Below are 20,139 nucleotides of genomic sequence, written 5' to 3' on the forward strand. Positions count from 1 at the left end.
GCAGGAACCCCGCACAGGTCCAGAGCCGCGTGGACGCCTACCAGCGCTTCACCTCGATCCTCGGCGTCACACCGGGAGCCAACCTCTACTGCTGACGGCTCATCGGCAAGGGGCGCCCCTCGTGTCCGAGGAGCGCCCCTTGCCGTGATCCAGGACCGCGGCGACGTGTTGCCTCCGGGCCGGAGGCGGCGCCGCGTGACGCGCGGTCTACGGCAGCGCCAGCATCCGCTCCAGCGCCAGCTTCGCGAACGCCTCGGTCTCCTTGTCGACCTCGATGCGGTTGACGAGGTTGCCCTCGGCGAGGGACTCCAGGGTCCACACCAGGTGCGGCAGGTCGATGCGGTTCATCGTCGAGCAGAAGCAGACCGTCTTGTCGAGGAAGACGATCTCCTTGCCCTCGGGCGCGAAACGGTTCGCGAGGCGGCGTACGAGGTTCAGCTCCGTGCCGATCGCCCACTTGGAACCGGCCGGGGCGGCCTCCAGGGCCTTGATGATGTACTCCGTGGAGCCGACGTAGTCCGCCGCCGCGACGACCTCGTGCTTGCACTCGGGGTGCACGAGGACGTTGACGCCGGGGATCCGCTCGCGCACGTCGTTCACCGAGTCCACGCTGAAGCGGCCGTGCACCGAGCAGTGGCCGCGCCACAGGATCATCTTCGCGTCGCGCAGCTGCTCCGCGGTCAGCCCGCCGTTCGGCTTGTGGGGGTTGTAGAGCACGCAGTCGTCCAGGGACATGCCCAGGTCGCGGACGGCGGTGTTGCGGCCGAGGTGCTGGTCGGGCAGGAACAGCACCTGCGAACCCTGCTCGAAGGCCCACTCCAGGGCGCGCTGGGCGTTCGACGACGTGCAGATCGTGCCGCCGTGCTTGCCGGTGAAGGCCTTGATGTCCGCGGACGAGTTCATGTACGAGACGGGCACGACCCGGTCGGCTATGCCGGCCTCGGTCAGCACGTCCCAGCACTCGGCGACCTGCTCGGCGGTGGCCATGTCGGCCATCGAGCAGCCCGCGGCGAGGTCCGGCAGGACGACCTTCTGGGCGTCGCCCGTGAGGATGTCGGCCGACTCGGCCATGAAGTGCACACCGCAGAAGACGATGTACTCGGCTTCCGGACGGGCCGCCGCGTCCCGGGCCAGCTTGAAGGAGTCGCCCGTGACGTCCGCGAACTGGATGACCTCGTCGCGCTGGTAGTGGTGGCCGAGCACGAAGACCTTGTCGCCGAGCTTCTCCTTGGCCGCACGGGCGCGCTCGACCAGGTCCGGGTCGGACGGCGAGGGCAGGTCGCCGGGGCACTCGACACCCCGCTCGCTCCTCGGGTCGGCCTCGCGGCCGAGCAGCAGCAGGGCGAGGGGCGTCGGCTGTACGTCGAGCTCCTGGGTCTGGGCGGTGGTCACGACACGCACCCTTTCTGTTTCTGCGGCTCGCCGGGCTCGTATGGGAGCGGGCCCGGCGGAACGATGCCTTTTCGTCGAATTGACGCTATCTATCATAACCGCTTCACGTCACGTTGACGATGGCCATAGCGTCCATGTGACGTGAATCCCGGTCGCCTCTCCGGCGGGTGACACCCGGGTGTCCGTGGGGTTGTCCACAGGCCGGTGTTCGTGCGGAGGCGCATGTGCGAGCATGAAGAGAGAAGGCAAAGACATGAGCTCGGCCCGGAATGAATCCGCGGCCCCGCCGGTTGCAACCGTCGGCAAGCAGTCTCCGTACAACCCGGGAGAGAAGCAGATGTCCGTATCGGACGAGACCACCACCGTGAGCGACGGCATCATGCTGTCCGACGCCGCCGCGGCCAAGGTCAAGGCCCTGCTCGACCAGGAAGGCCGCGAGGATCTGGCACTGCGCGTCGCCGTTCAGCCCGGCGGCTGCTCCGGCCTGCGGTACCAGCTGTTCTTCGACGAGCGCTCGCTCGACGGCGATGTCCTGAAGGACTTCGACGGTGTGAAGGTCGTCACCGACCGCATGAGCGCCCCGTACCTGGGCGGCGCCTCGATCGACTTCGTGGACACCATCGAGAAGCAGGGCTTCACGATCGACAACCCGAACGCGACGGGCTCCTGCGCCTGCGGCGACTCCTTCAGCTAGGTCCGGGACCGGCGGGGCCCGAGATGTACCGGGCCCGGTTCGGCCGGCCCGATTGCCACTGAGCCGAGCCCGCGGCTCACGGCTCCGGCCGAACGCGCACGCACGCGCCGAGTACGGACGAAGGCGGCGTCCCCCTCCGACGGGGACGCCGCCTTCGCGTATCCGGGACCGGGACGGCCGTTACCGGGGCCCCGCGGACGTCGCTCCGGACGCCTCGGGCATCGTGATCCTGCCCTCGTGGATCGCCCGGCCGTTCGTCCCCACGACCTTCCGGCCGTCGAGCGGCTTCTCCAGGTGCACCGTCTTCGCGTAGACCTTGGCGATCAGGATGCAGACCTTGTCCTTCCAGGGCTTCTCCGTCACGGTCACGGTCACCTCGCCGGAGCTCTCGCTCGCCGACACCGTGTAGTCGGCGCACACCCCGCCGGTGAAGCCGACCGTCAGGTCCTTGCCCTCCGCGGTGTAGCCCTGGATGTCCACGTCACGGGTGGCCGCCGGCGAGGACGGCTCGTCCTGCGGCGCGGTCGGCACCGGGGTCGGCTGCGCCGACGGTGCCGTCGAGGCCAGGAACTTCGGGTCGACCGCCGGATGCGTCACGGTGTAGGTGTCCTCGGAGCCCGGCGACCGCACCTCGAACAGCCAGGACGGCACGAGGGCCTGCCGCCCGTTCGCGCGGTGCGCCGCCAGTCCGAAGGTGGCCTTCTCGACGGTCACCGCCTCCGGCTTCGGCGCCGGGGTCGGGTGCTCGCACGGCATCTCGTCCCGGTCCTTCAGCGGTACGGGGCTGGCGCAGCCGCCGATGCCCATGCGCCCGTCGCCCGACGCCGACGCCGACCCGTTCATCAGGTCCAGCGTCTTCTGCGCGCCGACGACCGGGTAGGTGTTTCCTGCCACCGGCACCTTCAACTGGCCGCTGCCGCCGATGACATGACCGTTCACGTCGATCCGGAGCCCGGTCGCCCATCCGTACGTGGGAAGTCCGCCCACCATCGGGTCGGCGTTCACCACCCGCACCCGGTCCATGAGCTGGCTCGCGTCCAGCTTCGCGTCGTCCTGGCCGACGGCCTTCAGCACGGGCGCCGCCGCCTTCCTGGCCGCCGCCTCGCTCACCGGGTCCGGTGAGAACTGGGTCAGAGAGCCGGAGCCGACGGGCCGGCACAGCTTGCCGTCGGGGCAGTTGTCGGTCCCCGGGATGTAGGAGCTGAAGGTCCAGGTCCCCGGCGCGTCCGCGTTCACCCGCAGGTTCGGCTCGGCGCCGTCCTTGACGGAGCCGACCGTCCAGGTGTCCCCGGCCAGCCGTGGGGTGCCCGAGAGGCGCAGGGCCTTCGCGAGCCGGGCCACCTCGGCCCCGGTCACCCGGCCCTCGGCCCAGTGGACGCGCGCCGAGCCCGGTCCCGCGGGGAGTTCGCCGTCGGCGCGGTAGGTCGCGCCGTAGGGGTTGGGCTCGCCGGGCGCGATGCCGGCGGTGCCGCCCGTGGACCCTGTGCTCGTGGTGCTCTCCGAGTAGCCGTCGAGGGCGAGCGGCGGGGGAGTGGCGTCTCCGCCGGGCGTACCGGAACGGCCACCGCCGGACGCGGTCGCGGCGAAGTACGCCCCGCCGCCTCCGACGAGCAGCACCGCGGCGACGACCGAGGCGACGACCGCCGGCGTGTTCCGCCGCCGCCCCCCACCCGCCCCGGCACCCACGACGATCCCCGAAAGGGGACCTTCACCGATGTCCTCGACGGGCCCCGGGGCGTGCCGTGCGACAACCCCTCCAACAGCCCCCTCGGCGACACCTTCGCCGGGCCTCTCGGCGTGACCTGCGCCGCTGCCTTCGACGGGCGTCTTGGTGTGCCCTTCGGCGTGATGTTCGACGCCGCCGTCGGCAGGACTCTCGCCGCTGCCTTCGACGGGCTTCTCGGCGTGACCTGCGCCGGTGCCTTCGACGGGCGTCTTGGTGTGTCCTTCGGCGTGACCTTCGCCGGTGCCGTCGGCAGGACCTGCGCCGCTGCCTTCGCCGGGCCTCTCGGCGTGACCTTCTGAAGTGCCTTCGGTGGGCCCCTCGGATCGCTGTTCGGCCGCGTCTTCGACGGGCTCCTGGGCGTGACCGTCGACGGTGTCCTCGTCACGACTCGTGGCCGCGCCCTCGGTGGGCCCTCCGGCCGCGCCCTCTGCGCGCCCCTCGGTCGCGCCCCCGGCCCGAGCTTCGGCGGGACGCCCGGCGGTGTCCCCGGTGGGTTCGGCAACGGTGGCCTCGTCGGCGGCGGCCTCGCCGGGGTCCTCGGCGGAACCTTCGGCGGGCGCCTCGGTGGGATCATCGACGGGATTCTCGACGGCACCCTCGGTGGGACCCGCGTCGGGGCCCTCGACGGCGCGCTCGGTGGCGCCCTCGACGGGACCCTGGGCGTGACCCTCGACGGGATCGGTCGCGTCGTTGTCGGGTCGCTCGGTGCTCACCGCATCGCTCCTTCGGCTCCACTGCTGTCCCATGACCCGGCCCTGCCAATGACGGGCTCTCCAGGGTCGTATACCGCATCCCCTTTACGGGGGACAGCGATGGGACGCAGCGGGGGAGCGCACGGTTCCCTGCGGGCGCTCTCCGCACTCACCCTCACCCGTTCGGCGCCGCCGGACTCTCACCCGTACGGCGGCACCGTGCGGGCCGTGGCCGATCAGTCGCCGTAGTCGGACATCGCGTCCAGCAGTCGTGCGGAGGTGGGCGGAACGGTCACCCCGTGGATGAGTGAGGGGGAGACGGGGAGGGAAGAGACCGGTGCGGGAGCCGACCAGTGGCCGGCCATCCGGGCGCAGTCGCCGCGCAGCGACGCCATATCGCCTTCCAGGTCGCTGACCGGGCCGAGCGGAGCGGTGTCATGGACCTTGAGGTTCGTCATACCGGAACCGTATGCACCGTTGCCGTCACGAAGAAAGATCTACTATCGGGTAGTTTTGGCCGCTTCAGAAGGCGTCCGCGGACCCGGTAGCGTTAACTGTCAATCCCCCTCCCCTCGCAGGAGCGTGTCCTAGCCGTGCGTATCGCAGTCACCGGCTCCATCGCCACCGACCACCTCATGACCTTCCCCGGCCGATTCGCCGACCAGCTGGTCGCGGATCAGCTGCACACGGTCTCCCTCTCCTTCCTGGTCGACAACCTCGACGTCCGCCGGGGAGGGGTCGGCGCGAACATCGCGTTCGGCATGGGCCAGCTCGGTACCCGTCCGATCCTGGTCGGGGCGGCAGGCTCCGACTTCGACGAATACCGCGCCTGGCTGGACCGGCACGGCGTCGATACCGACTCCGTCCGGATCTCCGAGGTGCTGCACACCGCGCGCTTCGTGTGCACCACGGACGCCGACCACAACCAGATCGGCTCCTTCTACACGGGCGCCATGAGCGAGGCCCGCCTCATCGAGCTCAAGGCCGTCGCGGACCGGGTCGGCGGTCTCGACCTCGTCCTGATCGGCGCGGACGACCCCGAGGGGATGCTCCGCCACACCGAGGAGTGCCGCTCGCGCGCGATCCCGTTCGCCGCCGACTTCTCGCAGCAGATCGCTCGCATGAACGGCGACGAGATCCGGATACTGCTGGACGGGGCGACGTACCTCTTCTCGAACGAGTACGAGAAGGGACTCATCGAGTCCAAGACCGGCTGGAGCGACGAGGAGATCCTCTCCAAGGTCGGCCACCGGGTGACCACCCTGGGCTCGCGCGGTGTCCGTATCGAGCGCTCCGGCGAGGACCCGATCGAGGTCGGCTGCCCCGAGGAGGAGCTCAAGGCGGACCCGACGGGCGTCGGTGACGCGTTCCGCGCCGGCTTCCTCTCCGGTCTCGCCTGGGGCGTCTCCCTGCAGCGCGCCGCCCAGGTCGGCTGCATGCTCGCCACCCTCGTCATCGAGACGGTCGGCACCCAGGAGTACCAGCTGCGCCGCGCCCACTTCATGGACCGCTTCACCAAGGCGTACGGCCATGACGCCGCCGCCGAGGTCCGGGCCCACCTCTCCTAGGGGAAGATCCGGGCCCGGCACGCCCGGGCGGAGGCGGGAGTCCGCCTCGCCCGGGTCGAGGTCCCGGCCCGGCCTCCGGGACCGGGGCACGTCCTAGGACAGCCGGCGGACCACATAGGCCGAGCCGTGGTCCGCCGCTTCCTCGCCGACGTACTCCTGGCCCCGCATCTCGCACCATGCCGGGATGTCGAGGCGGGCCGCCTCGTCGTCGGAGAGGACCCGGACCGTGCCGCCGACCGGCACGTCCCCGATGACCTTGGCCAGTTCGATGACGGGGATCGGGCACCTCCTGCCCAGCGCGTCGACCACCAGCGAGTCGACGGAGGCGGGGGTCTTCGGCGCCGTCTCCGTGACGCCCAGCCTCTCGCGGACCCCCGACACCGCGCCCGGGAGGACCGACAGGAAGCGGTCGACGTCCTCCTCCGGGGTGCCGGGCGGAAGCGACACCCGCACGTTGCCCTCGCTCAGGACGCCCATGGCCTTCAGGACATGGCTGGGGGTGAGGGTGCTGCTCGTGCAGGACGAGCCCGAGGAGACGGAGAAGCCGCTCCGGTCCAGTTCGTGGAGCAGGGCCTCCCCGTCGACGTAGAGGCAGGAGAAGGTGACGATCCCCGGGAGCCGCCGGACCGCGTCGCCGACCACCTCGACATCCGGAACCAGCGCGGGCACCCGTGCGCGGATCCGCTCCGTCAGCTCGCGCAGCCGTACCGCCTCCCCGGCCGCCTCCGCGCGGACGGCTCGCAGGGAGGCCGCCGCCGCCACGATCGCCGGGATGTTCTCGAACCCGGCCGCCCGCCCCGACTCCCGCTCGTCCGCGGGCCCTTGGGGCGCGAACCGGACCCCCTTGCGTACGACGAGCAGCCCGACGCCCGAAGGGCCGCCCCATTTGTGGGCGCTTGCCGTCAGCAGGGACCAGTCGCCCTCCACCCGCCCCCAGCCCAGCGACTGCGCCGCGTCCACCAGCAGCGGCACCCCCGCCTCCCGGCACATCTGTGCTACCTCGGCCACCGGTTGCTCGGTGCCCACCTCGTGGTTGGCGGACTGAAGGCAGGCCAGCGCGGTGTCGGGGCGCAGGGCCGCCGCGTAGGAAGCAGGGGACACCCTGCCCGCGCGGTCCACCTGAACCTGGGTCACCGCGCCGCCGGACGCCTCGTGGGCGTCGGCCGAATGGAGCACCGACGAATGTTCGACGGCTGACACGATCAGGTGGCGTCCGACCCGCCGCCGGCCCGCCAGGGCGCCCTCGGTCCCGGAGTGCACCGCCCGGGTGCCGGAGGTGGTGAAAGCCAGTTCGTCGGGGCGGCAGCCCACCGCGTCGGCCGCCGCCTCGCGGGCCGCGTCGAGGAGCAGCCGGGCCCGGCGGCCCTCCCGGTACAGGCGGGCGGGATCGGCCCACCCCTCATCGAGCGAGGCCTGCAGGGCCTGTCGGGCGACGGGGTGCAGCGGAGCCGCGGACGCGGCGTCGAAGTAGGACACGCCACCACGCTAGCCCGTGCTCCGGAGGGGGCGTCAGAAGCCATCCGGACTGGGGCATTCCAGGAGTCCTGAGAGTGCCTTCCAGGCGAAACAGCACTCCTTCGGGGAGTCGGGCGGCGCGTTGGGCACCCTCCCCGCGCGACCCCAAATAGCGTCCAGTAGGGTTTGGTCCGCATAAACATCCAAACCCCTGCCCGACGCAGGGCGGCGACCGACCAGCGAGAAGGCCGCAGCCAACAGCGCGGGCGAGACTCTCGGGAAGGCGCTACGTGAGTCCCAACGGCTCCGACCTCCCCCACGCCCTGGGGGGCGCGGGCGGTACCCCCACGCCGCGGCGCCCGATGCGGCGGAAGCTGCTGCAGGCAATGACTGCGGGCCTGGTCCTGGCGACAGCCACTGGTTGCTCGTACAACTGGGAAGACTTCCCCCGCCTTGGTATGCCCACCCCGGTCACGGAGGAGGCTCCGCGGATCCTCTCCCTCTGGCAGGGCTCGTGGGCGGCCGCGCTCGCCACGGGCGTGCTGGTCTGGGGCCTGATCCTGTGGAGCGTCGTCTTCCACCGGCGCAGCCGGACCAAGGTCGAAGTTCCTCCGCAGACCCGGTACAACATGCCCATCGAGGCGCTGTACACGGTGGTCCCGCTCATCATCGTCTCGGTGCTGTTCTACTTCACCGCCCGTGATGAGACGAAGCTCCTCAGCCTCAAGCCGAAGCCCGACGTCACGGTCAACGTGGTGGGCTTCCAGTGGAGCTGGGGCTTCAACTACGTCGCGGACGTCCCCGGTTCCTCCGGGAACGCCAAGACGGACCCGAACCTGGCCGCCATTCCGGACCGGTTCAAGGCTGATTTCCCGGCGAACGCCGGCGGTGTCTACGACGTCGGTACCCCCGGTACGAAGAACCCGCAGACGGGCAACCCCGGTCCGACCCTCTGGCTCCCGAAGGGCAAGACGGTCCGCTTCGTCCTCACTTCGCGTGACGTCATCCACTCCTTCTGGGTGGTGCCGTTCCTGATGAAGCAGGACGTCATCCCGGGCCACACCAACTCCTTCCAGGTGACCCCCAACCGTGAGGGCACTTTCCTGGGCAAGTGCGCCGAACTGTGCGGCGTCGACCACTCCCGGATGCTCTTCAACGTGAAGGTCGTCTCCCCCGAGCGCTACGAGGCCCACCTCAAGGAACTCGCGGCGAAGGGACAGACCGGTTACGTCCCGGCCGGCATTGAGCAGACGGGCCACGAGAAGAACCGGGAGACGAACAACCTGTGAGCATCCTCAATGAACCCCAGGGTGCCGCCGCCGAAGACTCGTACGAGAACGAGCTGCCGGTACGGCGCAAGCAGCCCGGCAGCGTAGTGATCAAGTGGCTCACCACCACTGACCACAAGACGATCGGCACGCTGTATCTGGTGACGTCGTTCGTGTTCTTCTGCATCGGTGGCGTCATGGCGCTGCTCATGCGTGCCGAGCTGGCGCGTCCCGGACTGCAGATCATGTCGAACGAGCAGTTCAACCAGGCGTTCACGATGCACGGCACGATCATGCTGCTGATGTTCGCGACGCCGCTGTTCGCCGGTTTCACGAACTGGATCATGCCGCTGCAGATCGGCGCGCCCGACGTGGCGTTCCCGCGGCTGAACATGTTCGCCTACTGGCTGTACCTCTTCGGTTCCACGATCGCCGTGGGCGGCTTCCTCACCCCGCAGGGTGCGGCCGACTTCGGCTGGTTCGCCTACAGCCCGCTGTCGGACGCCGTCCGCTCGCCGGGCATCGGCGCCGACATGTGGATCATGGGTCTGGCCTTCTCCGGCTTCGGCACCATCCTCGGCGCGGTCAACTTCATCACCACGATCATCTGCATGCGCGCTCCCGGCATGACGATGTTCCGCATGCCGATCTTCGTCTGGAACGTCCTGCTCACCGCGGTCCTGGTGCTGCTGGCCTTCCCCGTCCTCGCGGCGGCGCTGTTCGCGCTGGAGGCGGACCGAAAATTCGGTGCGCATGTGTTCGACCCAGCCAACGGCGGGGCCCTGCTCTGGCAACACCTCTTCTGGTTCTTCGGCCATCCAGAGGTGTACATCATCGCGCTGCCGTTCTTCGGAATCATCTCCGAGGTCATCCCGGTGTTCTCGCGCAAGCCGATGTTCGGCTACATGGGCCTGATCGGCGCGACCATCGCGATCGCCGGTCTGTCCGTGACCGTGTGGGCGCACCACATGTACGTCACCGGTGGCGTGCTGCTCCCGTTCTTCTCCTTCATGACGTTCCTCATCGCCGTACCGACCGGTGTGAAGTTCTTCAACTGGATCGGAACGATGTGGAAGGGCTCGCTGTCCTTCGAGACACCGATGCTCTGGGCCGTCGGCTTCCTCATCACCTTCACCTTCGGTGGTCTGACCGGCGTCATCCTGGCCTCGCCCCCGATGGACTTCCACGTGTCCGACTCCTACTTCGTGGTGGCGCACTTCCACTACGTGGTCTTCGGCACCGTGGTGTTCGCGATGTTCTCCGGCTTCCACTTCTGGTGGCCGAAGATGACGGGCAAGATGCTCGACGAGCGTCTCGGCAAGATCACCTTCTGGACGCTGTTCGTGGGCTTCCACGGCACGTTCCTGGTGCAGCACTGGCTGGGTGCCGAGGGCATGCCGCGTCGTTACGCGGACTACCTCGCGGCCGACGGCTTCACCGCGCTGAACACGATCTCGACGATCAGCTCGTTCCTGCTCGGCCTGTCGATCCTGCCGTTCCTCTACAACGTGTGGAAGACGGCCAAGTACGGCAAGAAGGTCGAGGTCGACGACCCGTGGGGTTACGGCCGCTCGCTGGAGTGGGCGACCTCGTGCCCGCCGCCGCGGCACAACTTCCTCACCCTGCCGCGGATCCGCAGTGAATCCCCGGCGTTCGACCTGCACCACCCGGAGATCGCCGCTCTCGACCAGCTCGAGAACGCCGGTCACGGTTCGGCGTCCCTCGCTGGTGGCAAGGAGGCCGGCAAGTGAAGGTCCAAGGCAAGATGTTCATCTGGCTGGCCGTGTTCATCCTCATCATGGGGATCGTCTACGGCGTGTGGTCCAAGGAGCCGGCCGGCACCACGGCCCTCTTCATGGGCTTCGGCCTCAGCATCATGATCGGCTACTACCTGGCCTTCACGGCCCGGCGTGTCGACCAGCTGGCGCAGGACAACAAGGAGGCCGACGTCGCGGACGAGGCCGGCGAAGTGGGCTTCTTCAGCCCGCACAGCTGGCAGCCGCTCTCGCTCGGCGTCGGTGGCGCGCTCGCCTTCATGGGCGTCGTCTTCGGCTGGTGGCTGCTCTACTTCTCGGCCCCGCTCATCATGCTCGGCCTGTGGGGCTGGGTCTTCGAGTACTACCACGGTGAGAACCGCACCCAGTAGCACGCGCTGAACGCCCGGGAGCCCGGACACTCCGTCAGGAGAGTCCGGGCTCCCTCGTTTGCCACGACATTTGTCCCTCACTCGGCTCACTCGGCGCGCCGTGCTTGACGAGCGTTCATAGCGTGGGCTCATGAACCACTCACCGCGAATCCGCACGGTCGTCAGCTGCACCGCGCTGGTGGTCGCCCTCGGCGCGGGCACCACCGCCTGCGGCTCCGACGGCCACCCGCTCTCGGCGAAGCCGTACGACGCGGCGGAAGAGATCTCGTTCAAGGGTCCCACCGGAGACAGCGAGAAGTCCGGCAAGGTCGACCCCGACAAGCCCCTGGAAATCACCTCCGAGAGTGACGACGGGCGCATCACCGACGTGACCGCCACGGACGCCTCAGGACGCTATGTCGCGGGCGAGCTGGCCGCCGACGGCAGCCGCTGGCACAGCACTTCGCCCCTGGCCGCAGGCGCCCACTACACGGTGCGCGTGAGCACCGAGGACGAGGACGGCGCCCCCGGCCGCAAGGTCATCGGCTTCGACACCAGCACGCCGAAGACCAAGAAGCTGTTGAACGTCGCGTTCGGCCCCAAGGCGGGCAAGTACGGCGTCGGCCAGCCCATCACGGCCGAACTCAGCGCCCCCGTCAAGGACAAGGCGGCCCGCAAGGTCGTCGAGCGCGCCCTCAGGGTCGACTCCACCCCCGCGGTGACCGGCACCTGGCACTGGGTGGACGACAAGATGCTGCACTACCGCCCCAAGGAGTACTGGCCCACCCACGCCACCATCACGGCGCACAGCAACCTCGCCGGCGTCAGGATCGGCGAGCGTCTGTGGGGCGGCAACGCCAAGACTGTGAAGATCACCACGGGCGACCGCCTGATCGCGCTGACCGACGCCGCCACGCACTCCATGAAGGTCTACCGCAACGACGAGGTGATCAAGGAGATCCCCGTCACCACCGGCAAGCCCGGCTTCGACACCCGCAACGGCGTCAAGGTCGTACTGGGCAAGGAGTACTTCGTACGGATGCGCGGGACCAGCATCGGTATCGCGGAGGGCAGTTCGGACTCCTACGACCTGCCCGTCTACTACGCGACGAGGGTCACCTGGAGCGGCGAGTACGTGCACGCCGCGCCCTGGTCGACCGGCTCCCAGGGGTACGCCAACGTCAGCCACGGCTGCACCGGCATGAGCACCGGCAACGCCGAGTGGTTCTTCGACACCTTCAACGAGGGCGACATCGTCAAGGTCGTCAACTCCGACGGCAAGACGATGGACCCGTTCGGCAACGGCTTCGGCGACTGGAACCTCGGCTGGAAGAACTGGCGCGAGGGCAGCGCTCTGGTGGCCGGGTCCCCGGACGCTCCGAGCCCGGCCCAGCGCGCGAGGCTGCGCCCCGAGAGTGTGTGAGGCCGCGCCCCTCGCGGGGCGTGGGTCCTCAGGCGCTCAGAAGGTTCTTGCGACGCAGCAGAGAGGCCAGCGAGGCGGCGAACTCCACCGGGTCGACCGGCAGGGTCACCGCGGCGTCGGCACGGCTCCAGGTGGCCAGCCAGGCGTCCTGAGGGCGGGCGATGAGCACCAGCGCGGGCGGGCAGTTGAAGATCTCGTCCTTGATCTGCCGGCACACCCCCATGCCGCCCATGGGCACCGCCTCGCCGTCCAGCACGCAGACGTCGATGCCGCCCCTGTCCAGCTCCTTGATGACGGCCGCCGGTGTCGCGCACTCGATGAACTCGACGACGGGAACGTCCGGGGCGGGCCTGCGCCCGGTGGCGAGCCGCACCTGTGCGCGGGTGTTGGAGTCGTCGCTGTAGACCAGCACCGTGGCGGTCGGCTGCATTCTTCCTCCGAGACGTCAGCGTCGTACGGACATCGAGCCATCGGGCTGATCCATCCCTGCCCGATGCGCGGATGCTACTCCCTTGAACGCCTCGTCAGCACCGGTTCGGACACGGCTTCGATGGGCCATACGGGCTGGACACACCCCATCAACACTCCGAACGGCACCCCCCGGGGTGAGGGCGGGATAAGCGACCGACATAATGTCGGTCGTGGCGACAGCAACGACAGTAGAAACCGGGCACGCGCACCCGTCGGTCAATCGGCCGAACCTCACCAGCGTCGGAACCATCATCTGGCTGAGTTCCGAGCTGATGTTCTTCGCGGCCCTCTTCGCGATGTACTTCACCCTGCGATCGGTGACCGGGCCGGATCACTGGAAGGAAATGGCGTCCAGCCTGAACCTTCCGTTCTCGGCGACGAACACCACGATCCTGGTGCTCTCCTCCCTGACCTGCCAGCTCGGCGTCTTCGCCGCCGAGCGCGGGGACGTGAAGAAGCTCCGGATGTGGTTCATCGTCACCTTCATCATGGGTGCGATCTTCATCGGCGGTCAGGTCTTCGAGTACACCGAACTGGTCACGAAGGACGGGCTCTCGCTCTCCTCCGACCCGTACGGCTCGGTGTTCTACCTGACCACCGGCTTCCACGGACTGCATGTGACGGGCGGCCTGATCGCCTTCCTGCTGGTCCTCGCTCGCACCTACGCGGCTCGGAGATTCACTCACGAGCAGGCAACCGCCGCCATCGTCGTGTCCTACTACTGGCACTTCGTCGATGTCGTCTGGATCGGCCTTTTCGCCACGATCTACCTGATCAAGTAATCGGGCCCACGCCCGAACATCCAGAAGCACCGACGCAGAAGATCCTGACACCGGGGTAATCCGTGAAAAAGCTCTCCGCACGACGACGCCATCCGCTGGCGGCGGTCGTCGTCCTACTCCTCGCGCTGGCGGCCACCGGGGGGCTGTACGCCGCGTTCGCACCCGCGGGCAAGGCACAGGCCGATGAAACCGCCCAGTCCCTCGGCATCACCGAGGGCAAGAAGCTGTACGCCGTTGGCTGCGCAAGCTGCCACGGAGCCGGCGGTCAGGGCACCACCGACGGGCCGAGCCTGGTGGGTGTGGGCGCCGCGGCGGTCGACTTCCAGGTCGGCACCGGCCGTATGCCGGCCCAGCAGCCGGGCGCGCAGATCCCGAAGAAGAAGGTCATCTACTCGCAGGCCGAGATCGACCAGCTCGCGGCCTTCATCGCCTCGCTCGGCGCGGGTCCCACGATCCCGACGAAGAGCCAGGTCAGCCCCGAGGGCGCGGACATCGCCGAGGGTGGCGAACTCTTCCGCACCAACTGCGCCCAGTGCCACAACTTCACCGGCAAGGGCGGCGCCCTGACGCACGGCAAGTACGCGCCGAGCCTGGAGGGTGTCGACCCGAAGCACATCTACGAGGCCATGCAGACGGGCCCGCAGAACATGCCGTCCTTCCCCGACACCACGCTGACGGAGAAGAACAAGCAGGACATCATCGCGTACCTCGACGCGGTCAACGGTGACGACACCGAGAGCCCCGGCGGTCTCGAGCTGGGCGGCCTCGGGCCGGTCAGCGAGGGCCTGTTCGGCTGGGTCTTCGGTCTCGGAACCCTGGTCGCCGTCGCCGTCTGGGTCGCCGCTCGGACCGCAAAGGCCAAGAAGTCATGAGTAGCCAAGACATTCCAGAAGAGAACGTGCCCGCTGAGCGGGCCACCGACGACCACGCCGAGCACGGTCGTGGCTCGGTAGCCGTCGCGGACGAGCAGAACCCGTTCGCGGACCCGGGGCTTCCGCCCCATGAGCACCGCATCCAGGACATCGACGAGCGGGCCGCCAAGCGGTCCGAACGCCTTGTCGCCATGCTGTTCGTGCTGTCGATGCTGGCCACCGTCGGCTTCATCGCCTCGTACGTGGCGATCCCGAACGACAAGTCGGTCTTCGTCTTTCCGCTCGGGCACATCAGCGCGCTGAACTTCGCGCTGGGCATGACGCTCGGTGTGGCGCTGTTCGCGATCGGCGCGGGCGCGGTCCACTGGGCCCGCACCCTGATGTCCGACGTGGAGATCGCCGACGAGCGTCACCCGATCGAGGCGGAGCCCGAGGTCAAGGCCAAGGTCATGGCCGACTTCAAGGCCGGTGCCAAGGAGTCCGCGCTCGGCCGCCGCAAGCTGATCCGCAACACGATGTTCGGCGCGCTGGCCCTGTTCCCGCTCTCCGGCGTCATGCTGCTGCGCGACCTCGGTCCGCTGCCGGGCACGAAGCTGCGCCACACGCTGTGGTCCAAGGGCAAGCTCCTCGTCAACATGAACACGAACGAGCCGCTGCGTCCCTCGGACGTGGCCGTCGGTTCGCTCACCTTCGCCAAGCCCGAGGGCCTGGAGGAGCACGACGAGGACTTCCAGAAGGAGATCGCCAAGGCGGCCCTGATGATCATCCGGCTCCAGCCGGACAACATCAAGGACAAGCAGGAACTCGAGTGGTCCTACGACGGCATCGTGGCCTACTCGAAGATCTGCACCCACGTCGGTTGCCCGATCTCCCTGTACGAGCAGCAGACGCACCACGCCCTGTGCCCGTGCCACCAGTCCACCTTCGACCTCTCCGACGGTGCCCGAGTCATCTTCGGCCCGGCCGGTCACGCCCTGCCGCAGCTGCGCATCGGTGTGAACGACGAGGGCTACCTCGAGGCGCTCAGCGACTTCGAAGAGCCCGTCGGTCCTGCATTCTGGGAGCGCGGATGAGCACTACCACCACCTCCGGCTCGCGCTCCTCGCGCGAGAAGGCGCCCGCCGGTGAGCGGGTGGCCGACTGGGCCGACGGCCGTCTGGGGATCTACTCCCTGGCCAAGTCCAACATGCGCAAGATCTTCCCCGACCACTGGTCGTTCATGCTGGGTGAGATCTGCCTGTACAGCTTCATCATCATCATCCTCACGGGTGTGTACCTGACGCTGTTCTTCCACCCGTCGATGAACGAGGTGGAGTACCACGGCAGCTACGTCCCGCTGCAGGGCCAGCTGATGTCCGAGGCGTTCAACTCGACCATGCACATCTCCTTCGATGTGCGCGGTGGTCTGCTGATCCGGCAGATCCACCACTGGGCGGCGCTGATCTTCCTCGCCGGCATGTTCGTGCACATGATGCGCGTGTTCTTCACGGGTGCGTTCCGCAAGCCGCGTGAGGTCAACTGGGTCTTCGGATTCCTGCTGTTCGTCCTCGGCATGTTCACCGGCTTCACCGGTTACTCGCTCCCGGACGACCTGCTCTCCGGCACCGGTGTCCGCTTCATGGAGGGCGCGGTCCTGTCCGTGCCGATCGTGGGCACGTACCTGTCGTTCTTCCTGTTCGGCGGCGAGTTCCCGGGCGGCGACTTCGTCGCGCGCTTCTACTCGGTGCACGTGCTGCTGCTGCCGGGCATCATGCTCGGCCTGGTGGTGGGCCACCTGATCCTGGTCTTCTACCACAAGCACACGCAGTTCGCGGGCCCCGGCAAGACGAACAACAACGTCGTCGGCATGCCGCTGCTGCCGGTCTACATGGCCAAGGCCGGAGGCTTCTTCTTCCTGGTCTTCGGTGTCATCGCGGCCATCGCGGCGATCGCCTCCATCAACCCGATCTGGGCGATGGGTCCGTACCGTCCGGACATGGTGTCCACGGGCGCCCAGCCCGACTGGTACATGGGCTTCTCCGAGGGCCTGATCCGTGTCATGCCGGGCTGGGAGATCAACCTCTGGGGTCACACGCTCGTCCTGGGTGTGTTCATCCCGCTGGTGATCTTCCCGCTGGTCCTGGTCGCGATCGCGGTCTACCCGTTCATCGAGTCCTGGGTCACCGGCGACAAGCGCGAGCACCACATCCTGGACCGCCCGCGCAACGTCCCGACCCGGACCGCGTTCGGTGCCGCCTGGATCAGCTGGTACTTCGTCCTGCTCGTCGGTGGCGGCAACGACATCTGGGCCACGCACTTCCACCTGTCGATCAACTCGATCACCTGGTTCGTCCGGATCGCGTTCTTCGTCGTGCCGGTGCTCACGTTCATCGCCACCAAGCGGATCTGCCTCGGCCTCCAGCGCCGGGACCGGGACAAGGTGCTGCACGGCCGCGAGTCGGGCATCATCAAGCGCCTGCCGCACGGTGAGTTCATCGAGGTCCACGAGCCGCTCAGCCAGGACGCACTGCACACGCTCACCGCGCACGAGCAGTACAAGCCGGCCGAGATCGGCCCGACGGTCGACGAGAACGGTGTCGAGCGCAAGGTCTCGGGCACGCAGAAGCTGCGCGCCAAGATGAGCGAGGGCTTCTACGGGGAGGACAACCAGATCCCCAAGCCCACCGTCGAGGAGTACAAGGAGATCACGAGCGGCCACGGCCACCACTGATCCCCGGTAGTTCGCCACGGCGAGAGCCCCGTCCAGGCGATGGACGGGGCTCTTTGCCGTCCCGCGGGCTGGATAGGGTGGACTCACCCCGCGCAAGGGGTGAGTCCCTTCGCGTCACCTACGAACCCAGGAGCGACCATGAGCGCTGTGAACCCCGCTGGAGGCGACACCGCGGCGGTCCGTTCCTGGCCCCAGGTACTGAACGGCCTGCTCGAAGGCCGCGACCAGAGCGCGGACGACACCGCCTGGGCGATGGACCGCATCATGCGCGGCGAGGCGACCGACGCGCAGATCGCCGGGTTCGTGGTGGCCCTGCGGGCCAAGGGCGAGACCGTCCAGGAGATCTCCGGACTCGTCCGGGCGATGTACGAGCACGCCAATGTGATCGAGGTGCCCGGGCGCACCGTCGACATCGTCGGTACGGGCGGCGACGGCGCGAAGACCGTCAACATCTCCACGATGTCCTCGATCGTGGTGGCCGGCACCGGCGCCAAGGTCGTCAAGCACGGCAACCGGGCCGCGTCCTCCGCCTCCGGGGCGTCGGACGTCCTGGAGAAGCTCGGCGTCAATCTCCAACTGCCGGTGAGCCGGGTCGCCGAGGTGGCCGAGGTGGCCGGGATCACCTTCTGCTTCGCGGTCAAGTTCCACCCGGCGCTGCGTCATGTGGCGGCGGCCCGCGGCCAGTTGGGCATCCGGACCACCTTCAACGTGCTCGGACCGTTGACCAACCCGGCGCGGGTGAAAGCCCAGGCGGTCGGCGTCGCCGATGCACGGATGGCGCCGATCGTGGCGGGCGTGTTCGCCGAGCGCGGCAACTCCTCGCTGGTCTTCCGCGGCGACGACGGCCTCGACGAACTGACCACCACCGCGGGCTCCCACGTCTGGGTGGTCCGTGACGGCTCGGTCACCGAGGAGCGCTTCGACCCGCGCGACGTCGGGCTCGACATCGTCCCGGTGGAGGCCCTGCGCGGCGCCGACGCCTCGTACAACGCCGAGGTCGCCCGGCGCCTGCTGGACGGCGAGACCGGGCCCGTACGGGACGCGGTCCTGCTGAACTCGGCGGCGGCCCTGGTGGCCCTGTCGCCGACCGGCGCTCCGCTCGCGGACCAGCTCCGCGCCGGAATGGCGAAGGCGGCCGAGGCGATCGACTCCGGGGCCGCGAAGCGCACCCTCGACCGGTGGGTGGCCGCCAGCAACGCCTGATCCCCGGGCGAGGCGACGCGGGGCGCAGTCCACGATCCGGACTGCGCCTTGCGCGTCGAAGATCTTCTGGCAAGATGCTGTATCAGGTCATGAGTGACAGTCATGAGGCCCCGGCCGACTGTCCGGCAACCCTCCGTCCGTGGCGGGGTGCCCCGGGTGAAGACCAGGTCGTAGGCAGCGAGGCCTACGGCAAGCGCGGACCCCTCCCGCTCTTCCGAGTGGATGCAACCAGGGGTCCTGGTCGTTCGAGGGAGCCTTCTGTGAGCAAGCGAATGCGATAGGGCGTCGAGCCCCACCTCCGCGCACCCTTTTCACCCTTCCCTGCGCTGAGCCCTGCCTCCGGGCGGCCGGCTCGCGCAGCGATCCCGCCTGCCTCTCACAGGAGCTCGCCATGTCTGTCTCCACCGCTGCCGCCGACCGGACCGTTTGTGCCCCTCTGGCCGTTCTGGGCCGGGATGTCAGCGTCCCCCTCGTCACCGGCGGCGAGGTCAGCTACGCCGCCCTCGACTACGCCGCCAGCGCGCCCGCCCTCCAGCGGGTGTGGGACGACGTGGCCGCGTACGCGCCGTACTACGGCAGCGTCCACCGGGGCGCCGGCTACCTCTCGCAGCTGTCCACCGATCTCTTCGAGAACGCCCGCAGGACCGTCGAGGAGTTCCTCGACTGCCGCGCCGGGGACCAGGTGGTCTTCACCCGCTCCACCACCGACTCGCTCAACCTGCTCGCCGCCGCGCTCCCGGCCGACTGCCAGGTCTTCGTCTTCGAGACCGAGCACCACGCCTCGCTGCTGCCCTGGCGCGACGCCCGGGTGACCTACCTGAACGCCCCGCGCACCCCGGGCGAGGCCGTCGCCACCCTGGAGCGCGCACTCGCCGGCCGTGACCCCCAGGGACCGGCCCTGGTCTGTGTCACCGGCGCCTCGAACGTCACCGGGGAGCTGTGGCCGGTGCGTGAGCTGGCCGCCGCCGCGCACGCCCACGGCGCCCGGATCGTCCTCGACGCCGCGCAGCTCGCCCCGCACCACCCGGTGTCGGTCCAGGACCTCGACGTCGACTGGGTCGCCTTCTCCGGGCACAAGCTGTACGCGCCCTTCGGCTCCGGTGTCCTCGCGGGCCGTTCCGACTGGCTGCGCGAGGCCGAGCCGTACCTCGCGGGCGGCGGCGCCAGCCGCAAGGTCTCCCGGCGCGCGGACGGCGGCGTGGACGTGGAGTGGCACGACAGCGCCGCCCGGCACGAGGCGGGCTCGCCGAACGTCATCGGCGCCTACTCGATCGCGTCGGCCTGCAAGGCGCTCACCGAGGAGGGCTTCGACACCCTCGTCGCCCGTGAGCAGCACCTGATCCGTACCGTCCGCGCGGGCCTCGCCGAGGTCCCCGAGGTCCGGGTCCTCTCCCTCTTCGGCGACGACGCCCCGCGGGTCGGCGTCATCTCCTTCGTCGTCGAGGGCTGGAACAGCTCGCACTTCGCGGCCGCGCTCTCCGCCGAGTACGGCATCGGCGTCCGCGACGGCCTCTTCTGCGCCCACCCGCTGGTCCGCACGCTGCTCGGCAGCGACCCGGAGACCCAGGGGGAGTGCGGCGCCCCCGAGGCGGCCCCCGGGGAGAAGTCCCTCAACGCCATCCGCGTCAGCTTCGGCGCCGGTACCCCCGACGAGCACGTGGAGCGTTTCGTCCGCGCGGTGCGCGAGCTCGTCCGGGACGGCGCGCGGTGGCGGTACCGCACCGAGGACGGCCGCTGCGTCCCGGCCGTCTGACGCCC

17 protein-coding genes, 1 pseudogene and 1 riboswitch are annotated in these 20,139 nt (G+C 69.2%); of the genes and pseudogenes, 13 read left to right on the forward strand and 5 right to left on the reverse strand.

Translation table 11 applies throughout. The annotated features are described in order from the left end of the window. A pseudogene (locus ACFWBT_RS20155) lies at nt 1-95 on the forward strand (chitinase); the annotation flags it as partial. A gap of 112 nt (nt 96-207) precedes the next feature. On the opposite strand, the gene nadA reads toward ACFWBT_RS20155, so the two are convergent. Further along, the gene (gene nadA / locus ACFWBT_RS20160) at nt 208-1,392 is read right to left on the reverse strand and encodes a quinolinate synthase NadA (RefSeq protein ID WP_385702093.1); all 1,185 of its coding nucleotides are present in this window, start codon (nt 1,390-1,392) and stop codon (nt 208-210) included. A 337-nt stretch (nt 1,393-1,729) separates the two neighbouring features. On the opposite strand from nadA, the gene ACFWBT_RS20165 reads away from it, so the two are divergent. Continuing rightward, on the forward strand, nt 1,730-2,086 hold the full coding sequence (locus ACFWBT_RS20165) for an iron-sulfur cluster assembly accessory protein (protein WP_385702096.1): 357 nt from the start codon (nt 1,730-1,732) through the stop codon (nt 2,084-2,086). Between the two features lie 180 nt (nt 2,087-2,266). Here the strand turns inward: ACFWBT_RS20165 and ACFWBT_RS20170 are convergent, their stop codons facing one another. Further along, a complete protein-coding gene (locus ACFWBT_RS20170; RefSeq protein ID WP_385702098.1) occupies nt 2,267-4,525 on the reverse strand; it encodes a hypothetical protein in 2,259 nt (752 codons plus the stop codon). Nucleotides 4,526-4,740: 215 nt separating this feature from the next. Further along, complete coding sequence (locus ACFWBT_RS20175; RefSeq protein ID WP_266757870.1) at nt 4,741-4,962, reverse strand: hypothetical protein; 222 nt, start codon at nt 4,960-4,962, stop codon at nt 4,741-4,743. A gap of 135 nt (nt 4,963-5,097) precedes the next feature. Here ACFWBT_RS20175 and ACFWBT_RS20180 point away from each other — a divergent pair, with 135 nt between their 5' ends. Beyond that, nucleotides 5,098-6,072, forward strand: coding sequence for a carbohydrate kinase family protein (locus ACFWBT_RS20180; RefSeq protein ID WP_385702100.1), 975 nt, complete (start codon nt 5,098-5,100; stop codon nt 6,070-6,072). Nucleotides 6,073-6,165: 93 nt separating this feature from the next. On the opposite strand, the gene ACFWBT_RS20185 is transcribed toward ACFWBT_RS20180, so the two are convergent. Then, nucleotides 6,166-7,548 (reverse strand): cysteine desulfurase/sulfurtransferase TusA family protein, encoded by a 1,383-nt coding sequence (locus tag ACFWBT_RS20185; RefSeq protein WP_385702102.1) that lies wholly within the window; start codon nt 7,546-7,548, stop codon nt 6,166-6,168. 269 nt (nt 7,549-7,817) lie between these two features. Here ACFWBT_RS20185 and coxB point away from each other — a divergent pair, with 269 nt between their 5' ends. The 4 genes from coxB (at nt 7,818) to ACFWBT_RS20205 (ending at nt 12,343) form a co-directional block, all read left to right on the forward strand. Continuing rightward, on the forward strand, nt 7,818-8,816 hold the full coding sequence (gene coxB / locus ACFWBT_RS20190) for a cytochrome c oxidase subunit II (RefSeq protein WP_385702105.1): 999 nt from the start codon (nt 7,818-7,820) through the stop codon (nt 8,814-8,816). Beyond that, nucleotides 8,813-10,546, forward strand: coding sequence for a cytochrome c oxidase subunit I (ctaD, locus tag ACFWBT_RS20195; protein WP_385702107.1), 1,734 nt, complete (start codon nt 8,813-8,815; stop codon nt 10,544-10,546). Before coxB ends, ctaD begins: the two co-directional genes overlap by 4 nt. Next, a complete protein-coding gene (locus tag ACFWBT_RS20200) occupies nt 10,543-10,941 on the forward strand; it encodes a cytochrome c oxidase subunit 4 (protein WP_356471086.1) in 399 nt (132 codons plus the stop codon). The genes ctaD and ACFWBT_RS20200 overlap by 4 nt, the downstream gene beginning before the upstream one ends. A 130-nt stretch (nt 10,942-11,071) precedes the next feature. Then, nucleotides 11,072-12,343, forward strand: coding sequence for an Ig-like domain-containing protein (locus ACFWBT_RS20205; protein WP_385702109.1), 1,272 nt, complete (start codon nt 11,072-11,074; stop codon nt 12,341-12,343). 28 nt (nt 12,344-12,371) lie between these two features. Here the strand turns inward: ACFWBT_RS20205 and ACFWBT_RS20210 are convergent, their stop codons facing one another. Further along, nucleotides 12,372-12,773 carry a hypothetical protein gene (locus tag ACFWBT_RS20210; RefSeq protein ID WP_356471082.1) on the reverse strand — a complete coding sequence of 134 codons (402 nt, stop codon included), beginning with the start codon at nt 12,771-12,773 and terminating at the stop codon, nt 12,372-12,374. A 202-nt stretch (nt 12,774-12,975) separates the two neighbouring features. Between ACFWBT_RS20210 and ACFWBT_RS20215 the strand changes: the two genes are divergently transcribed. The 6 genes from ACFWBT_RS20215 (at nt 12,976) to ACFWBT_RS20240 (ending at nt 20,134) form a co-directional block, all read left to right on the forward strand. Beyond that, on the forward strand, nt 12,976-13,596 hold the full coding sequence (locus ACFWBT_RS20215) for a heme-copper oxidase subunit III (RefSeq protein ID WP_266757863.1): 621 nt from the start codon (nt 12,976-12,978) through the stop codon (nt 13,594-13,596). 62 nt (nt 13,597-13,658) lie between these two features. Next, nucleotides 13,659-14,468, forward strand: a complete 810-nt coding sequence (locus ACFWBT_RS20220) for a c-type cytochrome (protein ID WP_385702112.1) — start codon at nt 13,659-13,661, stop codon at nt 14,466-14,468. After that, a complete protein-coding gene (locus tag ACFWBT_RS20225) occupies nt 14,465-15,541 on the forward strand; it encodes a Rieske 2Fe-2S domain-containing protein (RefSeq protein ID WP_385702114.1) in 1,077 nt (358 codons plus the stop codon). Before ACFWBT_RS20220 ends, ACFWBT_RS20225 begins: the two co-directional genes overlap by 4 nt. Next, on the forward strand, nt 15,538-17,178 hold the full coding sequence (locus tag ACFWBT_RS20230; protein WP_385702116.1) for a cytochrome bc complex cytochrome b subunit: 1,641 nt from the start codon (nt 15,538-15,540) through the stop codon (nt 17,176-17,178). The genes ACFWBT_RS20225 and ACFWBT_RS20230 overlap by 4 nt, the downstream gene beginning before the upstream one ends. A 138-nt stretch (nt 17,179-17,316) precedes the next feature. Further along, a complete protein-coding gene (gene trpD, locus ACFWBT_RS20235; protein ID WP_385702119.1) occupies nt 17,317-18,381 on the forward strand; it encodes an anthranilate phosphoribosyltransferase in 1,065 nt (354 codons plus the stop codon). A gap of 85 nt (nt 18,382-18,466) precedes the next feature. Continuing rightward, nucleotides 18,467-18,583: riboswitch (SAM riboswitch) on the forward strand. Between the two features lie 189 nt (nt 18,584-18,772). Further along, entirely contained in the window at nt 18,773-20,134 is a 1,362-nt protein-coding gene (locus ACFWBT_RS20240; protein ID WP_385702121.1) for an aminotransferase class V-fold PLP-dependent enzyme, read from the forward strand. The last annotated feature ends 5 nt before the right edge of the window (nt 20,135-20,139 follow it).

It is taken from the genome of Streptomyces sp. NPDC060027, assembly GCF_042737005.1.
Lineage (GTDB): Bacteria > Actinomycetota > Actinomycetes > Streptomycetales > Streptomycetaceae > Streptomyces.